Origin of the sequence: Nitratireductor sp. OM-1 (assembly GCF_003296175.1) — a bacterium.
GTDB classification, from domain to species: domain Bacteria; phylum Pseudomonadota; class Alphaproteobacteria; order Rhizobiales; family Rhizobiaceae; genus Nitratireductor; species Nitratireductor aquimarinus.
In genome coordinates this window covers 259,467-275,087 of the sequence record NZ_CP029208.1, presented here as the reverse complement: position 1 = coordinate 275,087, position 15,621 = coordinate 259,467, and the positions used below count along the sequence as shown (strand labels likewise).

The 15,621-nt window shown below is 62.3% G+C and carries 13 protein-coding genes; 5 read left to right on the top strand and 8 right to left on the bottom strand.

Going from position 1 to position 15,621, the window contains the following annotated elements:
- Positions 1–8: 8 nt before the first annotated feature.
- Complete coding sequence (locus tag DEJ54_RS01245; protein ID WP_113156009.1) at positions 9–317, top strand: hypothetical protein; 309 nt, start codon at positions 9–11, stop codon at positions 315–317.
- Between the two features lie 10 nt (positions 318–327).
- Here the strand turns inward: DEJ54_RS01245 and DEJ54_RS01240 are convergent, their stop codons facing one another.
- The gene (locus DEJ54_RS01240) at positions 328–1,749 is read right to left on the bottom strand and encodes an MFS transporter (protein ID WP_113156008.1); all 1,422 of its coding nucleotides are present in this window, start codon (positions 1,747–1,749) and stop codon (positions 328–330) included.
- Positions 1,750–1,803: 54 nt separating this feature from the next.
- Complete coding sequence (locus DEJ54_RS01235) at positions 1,804–2,475, bottom strand: metalloregulator ArsR/SmtB family transcription factor (RefSeq protein ID WP_113152960.1); 672 nt, start codon at positions 2,473–2,475, stop codon at positions 1,804–1,806.
- A 140-nt stretch (positions 2,476–2,615) separates the two neighbouring features.
- On the opposite strand from DEJ54_RS01235, the gene DEJ54_RS01230 reads away from it, so the two are divergent.
- Complete coding sequence (locus DEJ54_RS01230; protein WP_113152959.1) at positions 2,616–3,626, top strand: DUF2156 domain-containing protein; 1,011 nt, start codon at positions 2,616–2,618, stop codon at positions 3,624–3,626.
- Positions 3,627–3,905: 279 nt separating this feature from the next.
- Positions 3,906–5,912, top strand: a complete 2,007-nt coding sequence (locus DEJ54_RS01225) for a BCCT family transporter (RefSeq protein WP_113152958.1) — start codon at positions 3,906–3,908, stop codon at positions 5,910–5,912.
- A 142-nt stretch (positions 5,913–6,054) separates the two neighbouring features.
- Here DEJ54_RS01225 and DEJ54_RS01220 read toward each other — a convergent pair whose 3' ends face one another.
- The 5 genes from DEJ54_RS01220 to kynU all read right to left on the bottom strand — a co-directional run bounded on the left by DEJ54_RS01220 (position 6,055) and on the right by kynU (position 13,266).
- Positions 6,055–6,942: a class I SAM-dependent methyltransferase gene (locus DEJ54_RS01220; protein WP_245447663.1), complete on the bottom strand. Its 888-nt coding sequence runs from the start codon at positions 6,940–6,942 to the stop codon at positions 6,055–6,057.
- A 34-nt stretch (positions 6,943–6,976) separates the two neighbouring features.
- Entirely contained in the window at positions 6,977–7,459 is a 483-nt protein-coding gene (locus tag DEJ54_RS01215) for a MaoC family dehydratase (RefSeq protein WP_113152956.1), read from the bottom strand.
- Between the two features lie 129 nt (positions 7,460–7,588).
- Entirely contained in the window at positions 7,589–10,714 is a 3,126-nt protein-coding gene (locus tag DEJ54_RS01210; protein ID WP_113152955.1) for an efflux RND transporter permease subunit, read from the bottom strand.
- Positions 10,711–11,877 carry an efflux RND transporter periplasmic adaptor subunit gene (locus DEJ54_RS01205; RefSeq protein ID WP_113152954.1) on the bottom strand — a complete coding sequence of 389 codons (1,167 nt, stop codon included), beginning with the start codon at positions 11,875–11,877 and terminating at the stop codon, positions 10,711–10,713. Before DEJ54_RS01205 ends, DEJ54_RS01210 begins: the two co-directional genes overlap by 4 nt.
- A gap of 168 nt (positions 11,878–12,045) precedes the next feature.
- Positions 12,046–13,266 (bottom strand): kynureninase, encoded by a 1,221-nt coding sequence (gene kynU / locus DEJ54_RS01200; RefSeq protein ID WP_113156007.1) that lies wholly within the window; start codon positions 13,264–13,266, stop codon positions 12,046–12,048.
- 107 nt (positions 13,267–13,373) lie between these two features.
- On the opposite strand from kynU, the gene DEJ54_RS01195 reads away from it, so the two are divergent.
- The gene (locus DEJ54_RS01195; RefSeq protein WP_245447661.1) at positions 13,374–14,096 is read left to right on the top strand and encodes a GntR family transcriptional regulator; all 723 of its coding nucleotides are present in this window, start codon (positions 13,374–13,376) and stop codon (positions 14,094–14,096) included.
- A gap of 398 nt (positions 14,097–14,494) precedes the next feature.
- On the opposite strand, the gene DEJ54_RS01190 is transcribed toward DEJ54_RS01195, so the two are convergent.
- Positions 14,495–15,076 (bottom strand): hypothetical protein, encoded by a 582-nt coding sequence (locus DEJ54_RS01190; protein ID WP_113152952.1) that lies wholly within the window; start codon positions 15,074–15,076, stop codon positions 14,495–14,497.
- A 145-nt stretch (positions 15,077–15,221) separates the two neighbouring features.
- Between DEJ54_RS01190 and DEJ54_RS23680 the strand changes: the two genes are divergently transcribed.
- A complete protein-coding gene (locus tag DEJ54_RS23680) occupies positions 15,222–15,527 on the top strand; it encodes a helix-turn-helix domain-containing protein (RefSeq protein ID WP_162742199.1) in 306 nt (101 codons plus the stop codon).
- Positions 15,528–15,621 lie beyond the last annotated feature (94 nt).

The window sequence follows — 15,621 nt, the reverse complement described above, 5'->3', positions numbered from 1 at the left end:
TGATTTCGATGCAGCCTGACCCCAAGAAGCCAAAACCTGAAACCGAAAGCGAACGCGCGGCCAGGGAAGAAGCCCTTGAAGAAGCCCTGGAAGAAGGGCTTGAGGATAGTTTCCCGGCAAGCGATCCGGTCTCCGTCACACGCACGACCCGCACCGGCGCACCTGCCGAATTCGCCAAAAAGCCGGCGCGCAGAAAGCTGGATGACGAGGAACTGGAAGAGGAGCTGGAGGAAGGTCTCGAAGACACCTTTCCTGCCAGTGATCCCGTTTCCGTCACCTCGACCACCCATACGGGCCGTCCGAGGCGGGATGACTAAGGCGGGATGACTAATCTCCTGCCGCAACCTCGCGGGCGAGCCGCCAGGCGGCAGCAGCGCCAAGGACGGCCAGCGGCAGGAAGCTGGTGAACACCCAGATGGCCACCGGCTGCATGGCTGTCGGCGTTTGCGCATCTGCGAAGCCCGCCAAGTTGGCAATGATGCCGGAAAGGGCTGCCCCCAGCGCGAAGGCGATCTGCTGCGTGGTCGGCATGGCGGCCGATGCGCTGTCGCGCTCGTCTCCGGGCGCCGCTGCGACCACACGACGGATCAGAAAACCCCACATCATGCCGAAGCCCGCGCCCTGCGCGATCGACAGAAGCACGATGGTCAGGAGCGGTCCCTCCGCCATCGCCGGCCCGAGCAGGGCAATAGCGAGCACGATCAGCAATGCGCCACCCTTGATGACCCGCACTTCGCCCTTTGCGCCCACGCCGGCAAACACCATCGCCATCGTGCTCCAGGCCACGGCTTCCGCCGCCATCACATAGCCCGCGCCCAGCGCCGACATGCCGTGAATGCGCTGCAGGAAGAATGGCCCGTAGACGGTGAAAGACATGATGGCCGTTCCGAGCGCCAGATTGGCGATGAAGCCGCAGCCAACCACCGTGCGCGGATCGAAGGCGCGGGTGGGGAACATCTTGTCAGTCGCGCGGCTGCCGTCACGCTTCAGGAACAGATAGAAGAGCAGTGCGCCCGCCGCCACCAGCGGCAGCGAGACGCCGGGCGTCACATAAATGCCGGCGGTCGCCACCGCCAGAACGGCGAGTGACAGGAGCGCGAGCCGCACCACCGGAAAGCGCTGCGCCGTTTCCGAGGCTCCTTTGGTCGGCCGCATGAACAGCGGCACCAGAACCGCCAGCAGAACCGCCTGGATCGCGAAGGTCCAGAAGCCCCAGCGCCACAGGCCTATATCGGCGAAGAAGCCACCGATCATCGGCCCGCAAAAGGCGGATGCACCCCATATGGCCGACATCAGGGCGATCAGCCGTGGCCACATCTCTTCCGGGAAAAGGCGCTGGGTCGCCACATAGGTAAGCGCCACCAGAAGACCGCCGCCCACGCCCTGGCCAAAACGGCCAAGCAGCATGGCTGGCATGTTCGGGGCGAGCGCGCTGATCACGCAGCCCACCGTGTAGATGAGCGCTGCGATCACGAAAGCGCGGCGCAGGCCCGCCGCCGAGGCGATGAGTGCAGCAGCCGCCGCCGAGATGATGGAGCCCAAAAGGTAGAGCGACAGCGTCCAGCTCACCAGCCGGTCGCCACCGATTTCCGCCACCGCAGCCGGCATCGCCGTCGCCACCAGAAGCGTGTCGGCGGCGTGTAGCCAGATGCCGAGACATAAGAGGGCGAACTGCCCCAGTTGGCCGGTTTGCGAGATGGCAGCCCAGCCGGAATTGCCGGGCTGTTGCCCGGCGCCTGTCGTGCTCATGATGTGCCTCGTCTGGTGCGCCGGGCCGAAAAGCGGCATCCGGCTTTCAAATGTTCAGTCGCCTGAACGGGCTTCTATGCGGTAGGCGCAGCGCCGCGCGCCCGCCAGAATGTGGTCCGTGCGCTCCACCCGCGTCTGCGGGCCGAGCACGGTTCTGAAAACGCTGAGTTCGGAGCGGCAGAAACCCTGGCAGGCCGTCGCCGCAGCGCAGATCGGGCAGTGGTTCTCGATCAGGAGAAAGGCCCCGTCTTCGAGCGGCACCACCTCCGCCATATAGCCTTCGCGGGCGCGAGTGCGGGCCAGTGCGGCCACCCGGTCCTTCAGGTCGTCCTGTGTCTCCAGCGCGCTCTCATAGGAGTGCTGCATGATCTGTTCGCGCTGGCCGATCAGGCGGTCGAGACCTTCCTCGCCAAACAGGCGGCGGATCGAGCCGATCAACTCCAGCGTCAGGTCGGAATGGCTGTCGGGAAAGCGGCCATGGCCCTTTGCCGTCAGCCGCCACACGCGCTCCGGGCGGCCCGGTCCGCGCGCTTCCTCCTGAAACTGCACCAGCGCTGCATCCTCCAGCCGGGCGAGCTGTTTGCGCGCGGCAACCGGCGAGATTGCGAGATGATGTGCAAGACGCTGCGCGGTCATGGCCCCTTTGGTCTTCAGGGCAAAAAGAACGCGTTCATCCGCCGTTTCCGGGGCGGCTTCAGGCTGGGCGGGCAGGATCGAGGCAGTCATGGCGAGTCTCCAGTCGACAATTAAATAACCTAATGGTTTCTTTATTGTCAATTCCACCTTGTCACTTTCCGCGATGCGTGGCATCCATCGCCACGTGGGGGCGCAGAACTTGATTCTTCGCCGTGAACCAGATTACGCGCTTGTCCAGAACCAGTCTCCCGAGCGACGACGCTCACCTTTCCGATGAACAGCGCCATGCGCTTCTTCAGCGGCACGGAAATTTCGTGCTGGCCTATTCCGTCGCGCATCAGCCCGACATGCGTTATTTCGGCAGTGAGCATGGCGCAATCGCCTATCGCATGGTGGGCCGTACGGCCTATGTGCTGGCAGATCCGCTCGCCCCGCGCGCACTCTGGTCCGATCTGATTGATGCGTTTGTCGCGGTCCGGCCGGACGTCACCTTCTGGCAGATTTCGCGCCCCATGGCGGAGCTGCTTTCCACCAAGGGCTTTTTCGTCAATGCGCTCGGCATCGAAAGCCTGATCGATCTGGATACCTACAGTTTCACCGGTCCCAGCCGGCGCAGTTTCCGCACCGCGACCAACCGCTTCGAGCGCATGGGGCATCGCGTTGCCGAAGTGCCGGTGGCCTCGCTGGACCCGAAACGCGTGGAGGCCATTTCGCTCGGCTGGCGGCGCACCCGCACCACCAAGCGGCGCGAACTCTCTTTTCTCGTGCGACCGATCCAGCTTCGCGACGAACCGGATGTGCGAAAGTTCTTCATCCTCAACGAGAACGACCAGCCGGTCGCCTTTGCTTTCTTCGACCCGCTTTATGAAGATGGCAGGCTGATCGGCTATTTATCGGCCACCCGCCGCTGGCTGCCCGATACCGATCCGCTGGCGGCCTATTTCCTCGTTCGCCGTGCGGTGGAAACCTTCCAGGCCGAAGGCGTGCCGAAGCTCTATCTGGGCCTCATGCCGTTTCACAAGATCGAGGATCAGGAGTTCCAGAAGGACTGGCTCACGCGCCGCGCCTTCCGGTTCATCTACACAAACCCGATCGCCCAGAAACTGGTTTACCCGACCCAGTCGCTTGCCCGGCACAAGGAAAGCTATGGCGGCGAGGCGCGTGAAACCTGGTGCGCGCTAAACACGCCGCCATCCCTGCCGCGTCTGCTCAAGCTTGTTCGGGCGTGCGGGGTCGTTTGACCCCGTAAGGCCACGTGCGATCCTGAATGGTTCTGTTCTCTGGGTTTTTAGAGAAAAACACAGGATAATTGCCGTTCAGCAAAGTCATTTCGTGTCTTGTCGTGAGCCTGACGTGTCTATCATTGACAAGTTAGCCGGCGGCAAGCAGAAACGGGAGGCCTGCCGCCGGTGCTCGATTTCAGCGTTTTTTGCCTTGTTCAGGCTGTCAGCTTCTGTCGGGAGCTTTTATCGCGAGCGCCATCTGCCAGTTTCACAAACGGGAGCGCAAAGTAATTCCCCATGTTTAGTCGTTTTGTCATCAACCCGCCGGTCTTTTTCGGCTCGGTGTTTATTATCGCCGTGTTTCTCCTGATCGGCGTTATCTTCCCCGGCCGGGCCGGCGATGTTTTTTCCGCCCTGCAAAGCAATATCCTGTCCGCATTCGGCTGGCTGTACCTGCTTTCCGTCGGTATTTTCCTTGCTTCCGTTCTTCTGTTTTCCATCGGCCGTTTCGGCAGGCTGAAGCTGGGACCGGACGATTCCGAGCCTGACTTCAAATATCATTCCTGGGTTGCCATGCTCTTTGCCGCCGGCATGGGCATCGGCCTGATGTTCTATGCCGTGGGCGAGCCCATGACGCATTTCCTCGCACCGCCCACTGCGGAGCCGGGCAGCATCGCCGCCATGCGTGAGTCCATGTCGGTCACCTTCTTCCACTGGGGCATTCACGCCTGGGCCATCTATGCGGTGGTCGGTCTGTCGCTCGCCTATTTCGGCTATCGCTACAACCTGCCGCTCACCATTCGTTCGGGCCTTTATCCGCTTCTGAAAGACCGCATCAATGGTCCCATTGGCCACGCGGTGGACATCTTCGCCATCGTCGGCACCATGTTCGGCATCGCCACGTCGCTCGGTCTTGGCGTGACGCAGATCAATGCCGGCCTCAACTATCTGGTCGGCGTTCCCATCGCCCCCTGGGTGCAGGTGCCGCTCATTGCGGTCATCACCGCGCTTGCCACCATTTCGGTCGTCACCGGCCTCGACAAGGGCGTGCGCATCCTCTCCGAGACCAACCTGATCGTCGCCGTTCTGTTGATGGTTTTCGTGCTGGTTGTCGGTCCGACATCGGCGCTGTTCCGCGATTTCGTGCAGAACATCGGTCTCTATCTCGACACGCTGGTGTTACGCACCTTCAACATCTACGCCTATGAGCCGACCCCGTGGATCGACGGCTGGACGCTGTTCTACTGGGCCTGGTGGATTTCCTGGTCGCCCTTTGTGGGCATGTTCATCGCCCGCATTTCGCGCGGCCGTACGGTGCGCCAGTTCGTGACGGCGGTTCTGTTCATCCCCGCCGGCTTCACCTTCTTCTGGATGACCGTGTTCGGCAACACCGCGATCTTCATCGACACCGGCGTTGCCGCCGGCGAGCTTGGCGCTGCGGTCGCGGCCGATGTTTCGGTCGGCCTCTTCCAGTTCTTCACCTACCTGCCGCTGACGGCGATCACCTCGACGCTGGCCGTCCTTCTGGTGGCGATCTTCTTCATCACCTCCTCGGATTCCGGCTCGCTGGTCATCGATACCATCGCCGCCGGCGGCGAAACCGAAACCACCACCCTGCAGCGCGTGTTCTGGTGCGGCATGGAAGGTCTGGTTGCGGCAAGCCTGCTTCTGGCCGGCGGGCTTGGCGCGTTGCAGTCCGCAACCGTCGCCAGTGCGCTGCCGTTCACCTTCGTCATGCTGGCGCTTGTCTGGGCGCTCTTCGTGGGCATGCGGGCAGACCTTGCCCAGCGTGAGGCGCATGCCGGAATTCCGCAGGTTGCGCCGGCGCATCCGGCTTCGGGCATCACCTGGCAGCGCCGGCTGAGCCTGATGATGCATGCGCCCAGCGAGAAGGAAATTCACACCTTCATTCAGAACAATGTGAAGCCCGCGCTGGAGCAGGTTGCCAAGGAACTGACGGATCGCGGTCGCGAGGCCTTTGTCGAGGATGGAGAGGCGGGCGCCATCGCTCTGACCTCACCGGCCGAAGACATGCGCGACTTCGTCTATGGCGTTGCGCCCGTTTCTCAGAAACTGCCTGCATTCTCGGCGTTCGAGGCTGCGCGCTCGGGCCTGCGCTATGAGGCGCGGACGCAGTTCTCCAGTGGCAGCAAGGGTTATGACATCATGGGCATGACGCGCGATCAGATCATCCACGATGTTCTGATCCAGTATGAGCGTTATCTCTTGCTCGTGCAGTCGCCGGCTTCGGAACTGGTTTCGGCAGCACCGGAGCATGATGTTCAGGCTCTGACGGAAGAATAGGGGACCGGGCCGGTGGCGCACGCGCTGCCGGCCCGCCTCATGACTGCGCCGTTCATCGCCGGTCTTTATTGCAGGTGGCGCTGTCGCCTGATCTCCCGCCGCTTCATTGCGTCAGGGGAGGCGCTCTATCAGTGATTGGCGGTTAGCCCGCCCGGATCGCCATGATCGATTTGTTGAGGAATGCGAGTTTCTCGAACAGGATCTCTCCATCGTCGAACAGACGCCGCATCTGACGGGCCGAAATGAGCTTGTTGTGCTCGACCAGATCGCGCGCTTCCTCAAGGTCCGGGGTGCGCGGGAAAAAGCCCAGCTGAAAGCGCCTGACAAGGCCAACCTTGACACTGGTTGGCAGATACTGAAATCCCGGTGTCCGGAAGTGCGGCTCGAAGGGGAACCAGTAATTCGGCGTCTGCACGAAATAGCGCTTCGAAAGCCGCTTGGTGTTCTCGGCAAACTGGATCATCCGCTCCCAGCTTCCAACATGCTCGACCACGGAATTGGAATGCACCAGGTCGAAGCTCTCGCCCGCCAGAAGCTGCGGATCGGCAGCGTCACCGGCAAGTGAATCAAACAGTTCGGTGTTCTTGACGCGCTCGGCTTCGAGATTGACGAGCGTAATTTTCAGATTTTGACGGTGTTTTTCAAGAAAATCGGATCCGATTTTCCAGTATCCCTCGGTTCCGCCTAGGTCGAGAATGCGAATCTGATTTTTCTCTGAAAAAGCGTTCTCGATCAGCGTCCGTACATTCTGAAAGCGTTTTGCGCGAAAATTGAACTCGAGGCTTTTGGGGTTGTCGTACGGAGTTTTCTTTGCTGGCTCATCAACCAGAATTTTAAAATCTGTAGTCATGAAAATATTCTTTTCGCGCCCGTCGCTCTGCGTTTCAGGCCTTATGATTTGATATTTGCGAAAGATAAAGAATAATTCTCTTATTCTGTCTCTTTCTGCAAAAAAAACAGGTCGCTGAACAGTTGATGATGCAGCGCGCTTATATCGTGTGCGAAAGCAACCGACTGTTGCAAGTCGCATCAGCCAGTGTTCGCCTGCTTCCTGCTTTGCGAAACTAGTCCTCGCGCGAGCGGTCCGGCATGGCAAGCGTCAGCCAGTGCGCGGTGAGGGCGGGTTTGATCGAGTTCTCGATCTCCACCGTCACATCGTAATTGACCTCTGCAATGCCGGAGGGGCGCAGCTTGATGTTGGCGAGCACGAAGCGTGCGCGAATGCGTGCGCCGCTGCGGATCGGAGCCAGAAAGCGGATGCGCTCGAAGCCGAAATTCACGCCCATCGCCGAACCGTCGAGACGGGGCACAGCCTCGAAAACCATGGTCGAGAGCAGCGAGAGCGACAGGAAGCCATGTGCGATGGTTCCGCCATAGGGCGTCTCGCGTGCGGCGCGCTCTGGATCGGTGTGAATGAACTGGTGATCGTCCGTCGCCGCAGCGAACTGGTCGATCATCTCCTGGGTGACAACACGCCAGTCGGACAGGCCGACTTCCTGTCCCACCAGTTTCTGCGCTTCTTCAATGCTGATTGTCCCGGTGGTCAACGGGGCACTCCGTGGCTGTTGAGCTGGTCAGGCGGGCGGGATTGATCCCGCCTGCGCGCCGCGAACAGATACAGTTTTGTTTTGCGATTGTCACCCGCCTGGCGCCGCGCGATTGCGCGGCGCGCCCATTCAGGTGGTTTTGTCCCCAAGTCGGGTCGCATGATCGAGCTCGCGCACCAGCCGCGCCTCCTCTTCCGCCTTGGGCGTGATGAACCGGCCGAGCAGCAGATAGGCGACCGGCGTGAGGAAGAGGGTGGAGACGGTGGCAAGGCCGAGACCACCCACCATCACCCAGCCGAGCGCGATGCGCGCCTCTGCGCCCGCACCACTTGCCATCACCAGCGGCACCCCGCCCACGATCGTGCAGATCATGGTCATCGCCACGGGCCGCAGGCGGATAAGGGACGCCTGTTCGATGGCTTCGCGCACCCCGAGCCCGCGGTCACGAAGCTGGTTGGCGAACTCCACGATGAGGATGCCGTTCTTGGCCATGATGCCGACCAGAAGCACAAGGCCGATCTGGCTGTAGACGTTGAGGCTCGTGCCCGTCAGCAGCATGGCGAACACCGCGCAGGCCAGTCCCAGCGGCACCGTTGCCATGATGATCAGCGCACTGATGAAGCTCTCGAACTGCGCCGCCAGCACCAGAAGGATGATCACCAGCGCAAAGCCGAAGATGATCTGCATCGAATTGGCGGTTTCGCCAAGGGCCGCAGCCTCGCCAAGCGGGACAAGCCGCATGCCGGGTTCGAGCAGGGGCTCTGCGATCTCCTGCGCCCGCTGATAGGCTTCGCCTAGCGCAACACCCGGCGCAAGCGACGCGCTGACGCCCACGGCGCGCAGCTGGTTTTCGCGCGAGAGCGATGGCGGCACGGCCTGTTCTTCGAGCCGCGCGATCACCGAAAGCGGCACGAAACGCCCGTCACCGGCCTTCACATAGGTGTTTTCGAGGTCGGTCGGGTCATCGACCGGATTGGTGGTCGAGACGAGTTTCACGTCGACGCTGCGGTCGTTGATGAACACCGAGCCGATCCTGCGGCCGTCGAGCATGGCCTGGATCGTGTTGCCGAGGCCGTCAATGTCGATCCCCAGATCGAAGGCGCGGTCGCGGTCGATGGCGATGGAGAGCTGCGGCTGCGTGGAATCGCTGGAAAGCCGCGCCTGCCGGAAACTCGGATCTTCGCCCATCGCCTCCACGATGGTGGCGGCGGTGGCCGATAACTTTGTGAAATTGTTGCCCGCAACCGCGAAGCTCAGCCCGTTGCCCGCGCCACGGATGCCGAGGCTGTTGGGCTGGAAGACAAAGGCGCGCACACCCGGCTCATTGCGGACCCGTTCGGAGATGTCGGCGACGATTTCCTGCTGGCTGCGGTCGCGCTCGTCCCACGGGGCAAGCCGCAGTACCAGAAAACCGCTATTGCCAGCACCCTGTCCGGCAATGGAGAAGGTGCTGACGATCTCGCCACTGTCGCGCAGCGGCTCGATCAGCGCTTCGATGCGGCGCAGGCGCTCTGCGAAATAATCGAGGCTCACACCCTGCGGTGCCGAGACCCGCATGAACGCCATGGAGCGGTCTTCGCTCGGCGTGATTTCGGATTTGATGAAGCCGAACGCGCCATAGGATGCGCCCGCAAACAGCACCGAAATGAGCAGGATCAGCGCCGGTGCATCGAGGCAGAAGCGCAGAAGTTTCCGATAGAGCGTCGTCATCGCGCCGCCCACCCTGGCGATGACGCCGGTGTCTTCGCGTGCTTCGCCTTCGGGATGCGCGATCAGCATGCGCGAGGCGAGCATCGGGCAAAGCGACAGCGCGACCAGCGAAGACAGGAACACCGCCATCGCCAGCACGAAGCCGAATTCCTTGAACAGGCCGCCGGCCTGTCCCGGCAGGAAGGAGATCGGCACGAACACCGCGATCAGCGTTGCCGTGGTCGCAAGCACGGCGAAAAACACCTCCTGCGTGCCCAGAACGGCGGCTGCCCGCGCGCCCATGCCCTCATTGCGGCGGCGCACGATGTTCTCCAGAACCACGATGGCGTCGTCCACCACGAGGCCGGTGGCGAGCACCAGCGCCAGAAGGGTGAGAATGTTGATGGAGAAGCCCGCCAGATAGATCGTCGCCAGCGTGCCGATCAGGGCCACCGGAATGGCGAGCCCGGGAATAAGCGTCGCGCGGAAATCGCGCAGGAACAGGAAGATCACCAGAAGCACGACCGTCACGGCGATCACCAGCGCGATTTCCACCTCATGGATTGCGCCATTGATGAAGGTCGCATCATCGCTGGTCACCTCAATGTCCACCCCGTCGGGCAGAGTGGTGCTCAGCTGCTCCACTGCGGCACGCACGCCGGACGAGATTTCCAGCGTGTTCGACTGGGCCTGACGCACGATGCCGATGCCGATGCCCGTGCGGCCATTGGCGCGTAACTGGCTTTCGCCGATGTCGCCGCCCAGCGTCACGGTGGCCACGTCGCCGAGCCGCACATGGTCTTTCAGATAGATCGCTTCGAACTGCCCGGGCGTCGAAATGGCCGCCGTCGCCCGCACTGTCAGGTTCTGCGTCGTGTTGCTCAGAGAGCCCGCCGGCGTGTCGAACGCGACCGTGCCAAGAGCTCTGGAGACATCGGCCACCGTCAGCCCAAGGCTCGAAAGCCTCGTCTGGTTGATGTCGATGCGGAAAATCTCGGTGCGGTCGCCATAGACCTGCACATCGGCGACGCCGGGCACGGCGGACAAGACGTCCACCACCTCGTCTTCCACCAGCGTCGTCATGTCCTGGATAGGCATGGTGGTGGAGGTGAGTGCAATGCGCATCACCGCCTGCGCGTCATTGTCGGCCTTGATGATGCGTGGCGCATCGGCGTCGTCGGGCAGGCTGTTCTGGGTGCGGCTCACCGCATCGCGAAGGTCGGAGGCGGCGGTGTCGAGATCTACGCTGTCGCTGAACTCCACCGTTACGCGGCTGCGTCCGTAAGAGGAATTGGACGAGATGGCCTGAACGCCCGGCACGCGGGCGACAGCGCCTTCGATGATCGCGGTCACTTCGCGATCCATGGTTTCGGCGGCCGCGCCGGAGAAATTGGTCGAAACGGTGATCACCGGGCGGTCCACGTCCGGCAGTTCGCGCACCTCGATGCCGAACAGCGCCGCCAGACCCGCAACGGCGATCAGCGTGTTGAAGACGAAGGCCAGAACAGGTCGTCGTACGAAAAGGGCGGTAATGCCCGTCTGGGCGTTGTGGAGCGCTTCCCTCACGTCGCTGACCCTTCCGCGGTGGCAAGGCGCGATCCGGCGCTGGCCGGGTTGCCAGCCGTGTTCACCGGCGCGCCTTCACGCATGTTGTGAATGCCCTGCGTCACCACCAGATCCCCCTCGGCGAACTCGGCGTCGACCAGCACGCTGTCTGCGTTGCGCTGGATGATCCGCACCGGCTTCTGGCGCGCCTTCCCGCTCTCCACGATCCACACAAACGGCCCGTCCGCGCTCCACTGCACGGCCAGCGGATCGATTGCCGGATAGGTTTCGCCGGGGAAGCGCATGGTGATGGTGAAGGCCATGCCCGCGCGCAGCCGGTCGTCCGGGTTCTCGATGCGGCCTTCCACGCGCAGCGTGCGGCTGTCGGGGTCGATGCGGTTGTCGAGCGCGCTGATTTCGCCCTCATGAACGGAAGAGCTGCGCGCGACCGAAGCTGCGGTCAGCGGCGCGCCGATCTCGATCAGGTCGGCATAGCGCTCGGGAATCCAGAAATCGACGAGGATCTGCGAGCGGTCGTCAATGGTCGCGATCTCGGTGCTGTTGGTTACATAGCTGCCGGCGGAAATCGGCAGAATGCCGACCGTGCCGTCGATGGGGGCGGTGATGGAGCGGCGGTCGAGCGCCAGCTGCGCTTCCCGCTTGGCAAGCTCGGCATTGCGTAACGCCAGTTCCGCTTCGTTCTGCTGTACCACGCTCACCGTGTTCGAGGCGCGCAGCGCCATGATGCGCTCAAGCTTCGTCGTGGCGTCGTCGAGCGCGATGACGGCGCGGTCGAGCGCAATCTCTTCGGAATCCGAATCCAGCTTTGCGATCAAATCGCCGGCCTGAACTTCCGCGCCCGATGCGACGGCAAGCTCGGTCAGCGTGCCGGAGGTGAGCGGGTTCACCGAAACCGACCGCAGCGCGCGGCCGGTGCCGATGGCGTTCAGCCTGTCATTGATCGTGGCATAGGCCACCGGTGCGGTGACCACGGGACCGGGCGCGCCGCCACCCGGGCCGCGCTGCCCATTGCCGGAAGCGGCTCCACTCGTGGCCGCAGGCGCCTCTTCCATCAGGCCCGCACGGGCCAGAATGTTCTGCGCGCCGGGATAATACCAGAACCACGCCAGCGCGGCGGCAACGAGAATGAGGAGGCAGAGAACTGCCTGTTTCCAGAAAGACATGCACGCTCCGGCTGTTATCTTGTGGCGGTGGAGGTGGCATTCATCAGCCGGTATACCGGTCGCTTCAGGCCACTTGTCTTATGCCAGCTTCCGGGCGGCTTTTCATCTGTTCTAGTATTAAATTCTCGTAAGGCTAGGGCAGGGCACGCGGGCCGAAATGGCCGCGGTTCAGGTCACCTTGGCGCGTTTGCGATAGATTTCCTGATCCCACAGCCGCTCCCGCATGACCCGTTCCAGGATCTCCGCCGCCGTGACGATATCCGCATGGCTGAGATAGAGCGGCGTCATGCCGAAACGCAGAATGTCGGGCGCGCGGAAGTCGCCGATCACGCCATTGGCGATCAGCGCCTGCATCACCGCATAGCCTTCCGGATGGCGGAAGGAAACCTGGCTGCCGCGCTGGTCATGGTCGCGCGGGGTCGCCAGTTCCAGCTCCGGGCAGCGCTGCTCAACCTCGGCGATGAACCGGTCGCAAAGCTGCTGCGACTTCTCGCGCACCACCGCCATGTCGACGCCGTCGAAGGCGTCCAGCGCCCTGTCGAGCGATGACATGGAAAGGATTGGCGGCGTGCCGACCATCATGCGCGCAATGCCGTCTGCCGGCGTGTAGTTCTCGGTGAAGGCGAAGGGCGTCTGATGCCCCATCCAGCCCGAAAGCGCCGGGGCCACATGCGCCACGTGGCGCTCTGCAATGTAGAGGAAAGCGGGCGCGCCGGGGCCGCCATTCAGATATTTGTAGCCGCAGCCAATGGCAAAATCGGCGCCCGTTGCATCCAGATGAACCGGAAAAGCACCGGCGCTGTGGCAAAGATCCCAGATCGCAAGCGCGCCCTTGTCGTGGATGTGCTTCGTCATCGCCGCCATGTCGTAGCGCCGGCCCGTGCGGTAATCGACCTCGGTCAAAAGCACCGCCGCCACGTTTTCGTCGACGGCTTCTTCCATATCGTCGGCGGTCGCCAGTTTCAGCTCGTAACCCTGGCCCAGAAGACGCGCGAGCCCGTCCGCAACATAGAGATCGGTCGGGAAATTGTTGCGGTCGGAGAGGATCACGCGGCGGTCAGGTCTGAGCGAAAGGGCTGCCGAAAGGACCTTGAACACGTTGATCGTCGTGGAATCGCCAACCGCGACACTGTCTTTCTTTGCGCCCACCAGCCGGGCGATCTTGCCCGCGACGCGCGCCGGCAGGTCGATCCAGCCGGCATCGTTCCAGCCGCGCACGAGCCGCTCGCCCCATTGCTGTTCCACCACGTCCTTCATATGCGCGCTGAGGCCGGCCGGCAGAACGCCCAGGCTGTTGCCGTCCAGATAGATCACGCCTTCGGGCAGGGCAAAGCGCTCGCGAAACGCCTTCAGCGGGTCCAGCCGGTCGGCCTCATCGGCCCGCGCCATCGTCTGTGTGTCCTGATTGTCCGCCCGTGCATTCATTGGTCGCTATCCCACTGGATCGAATTATTATATATAATATGATTGATTATATGGGATTTCAGGTCAAGACAATGCTTCAGACCAAAACTCCGGAAGGCGAGGGCGGCGTTGCAGCGCTGAAGCGCGACATCGTGAGCGGCGTTCTAGCGCCGGGGGAGCCGCTGCGCCTGATGGCGCTCTCGAAGCGCTATGGCGTTGGCTACACGCCGCTGCGCGAGGCGCTGTCGCGGTTCGGGGAGGCGGGGCTTGTGGTGCTGAGCCCCAACAGGGGTTACCGGGTGGCTCCCGTTTCGTTTGCGGAGCTGGAGGACCTTGAGCAGTCGCGTGCTTTGATCGAGGTGGCGCTTCTGGAAGACGCCATCGCCCATGGCGACCTTGCGTGGGAGGCTGCCATCGTTGCCGCGCATCATCGTCTTGCGCGCGCCTCGGCCGCGCTGGATGACGGTGCGCAGGCCTATTCGGAGTGGATGGAGGCGCATGACGCCTTTCACGCCGCGCTCCTTGCGGCTGCGCGCTCTGTCTGGCTGAAATCGTTTCAGCGGCAGCTTTCCGAGCAATTACGCCGGCACCACCACGCGCTTCTCTTTTCCCCTGCCGATGCGGGCGGGGAGGCCATCACCCATGACCCGGCAACGCGGGCGCTTCTTGAGGAGGCGCTGGCGCTTGAGGGGCACACACGCCTGATGGATGCAGCACTTGCCCGCGACGTGGATCATGCCGCCACGCTGCTGCGCGCCCACGTACAGTTCACGCTGGCCGTGCACCGCGCGGCTTCCGGCGGGGAGGGGGAGTGAGCGACTGAGCTGTCGCCGTTGCGGCGTCTGCGCAGTGGGTAAAATGAAAGTTGTTCGAGATATCTGTAACGCGCAGGTTCACTTGGCAGATCTAGGCTTTTGCCGGGAATAGGTGGGAATTGCCGGGAACTGGTGAAAAAGCGCGGCGGTTCAACGGGTTGCGGTGGAACACATGGGAGTGAGCTTCCAGACGCGCGCAAGTTCACTTGGCAGCTGCGGTTGAACAGAGAATTCTGACCAACGCGAATAATCCAGTAGTTTCAATGATGACCGCGTTTGAACCCTGACCTGGCATCGTATTGCGCCGGAAGCGGTCAGAGTTTCATGTTCGTGAATAAGTTCAAGCCTTTGCCTGTTTTTCGCGCGGCCAGCGTGTTTTCTGAACTCTGACCGACCGCCTAGGAGCGCTTTGGTGGCACGAGGCGACGCAGATCAACCAATACTCCGACGATCTGCAGCCTTTTATCATTGAGGGAAATCGGCGTTTGCTCGGATTCGGGATCACTCGAGCGCGTGAGCAGATATTCGCCACGGACCTGCCGTACAATTGTAGCCACCGATCCACTGTCGTCATCAGACAGTTGTGCAAGAACGACGTCGCCTGTCCCGGCAGTCGTATTCTCTGCGAACCACATCAGATCGCCTGGCAGGACACCGGCCAGATCCAGCGAACGCGCACGCATCGTCCAGGGACGCTGCGCCTGTAACGACGCAACCTTTTGAGCGAACGGTTCTGCCTCCCCGATCAATCCGGACTTTCGAGCTGGTATCAGCGTGTCCACCGGAACGGCGCAGGCAGTCGCCACCTTCTCGAGCACCTCCAGCGGGATCTTTCGTGTTGCACCGCTGATGTAGCGTTTCAATGACGGCAGTGGGACGCCTGACAGCGTAGCCACTGCTGTCGGCCCACCGAAATCTGCCACGAGCCGGCGCAGAAGCTCACGCGTGGTCTCTTCATCAGTGGCGCTATTTCTGTTCATAAGCCTGCTCGAAAGGATCGAAAATGATCCGTATTGGCAACTTCCGGTTGACTGAAAGGATCAAAAGCGATCCTCCTGACTAATCAGAACTGATTTGCGATCGAACCGGTCAGCACACCGGGTCGAACAATTCGGGAGCAGCCGGGTGCACGAGCACACGACCACATGGGACCGTCACGCCATTCTCGCCGAGATCAAGCGACGCTTTGGTTCGTCACGAGCCTTTGCCCGTCACGTGGACCTCACCGCCAGCGAAATCTCGGCGGCACTCGGTTCCCCCTACCCAAAAGCCGAACGGGCGATCGCGAGCGCACTTAAAGTGCCGGTGCAGACTTTGTGGCCTGACCGGTACTGGCCGAATGGTCGACGTCGTTCCGGTTGTACCAGACCGCAGCTGACGGGTGCGAGTCAAAAGCACCAGCCTCATGTGGACAAGAGAGAGCTGCTATGACGCCTCGCCGGTCTGACAAGCGGAAGGACGTGGACAATGAGGACGCCCGCTGCGGGTTCCTCTTTGTCAGTCCCAATCAACCCCTGCCTCCGAT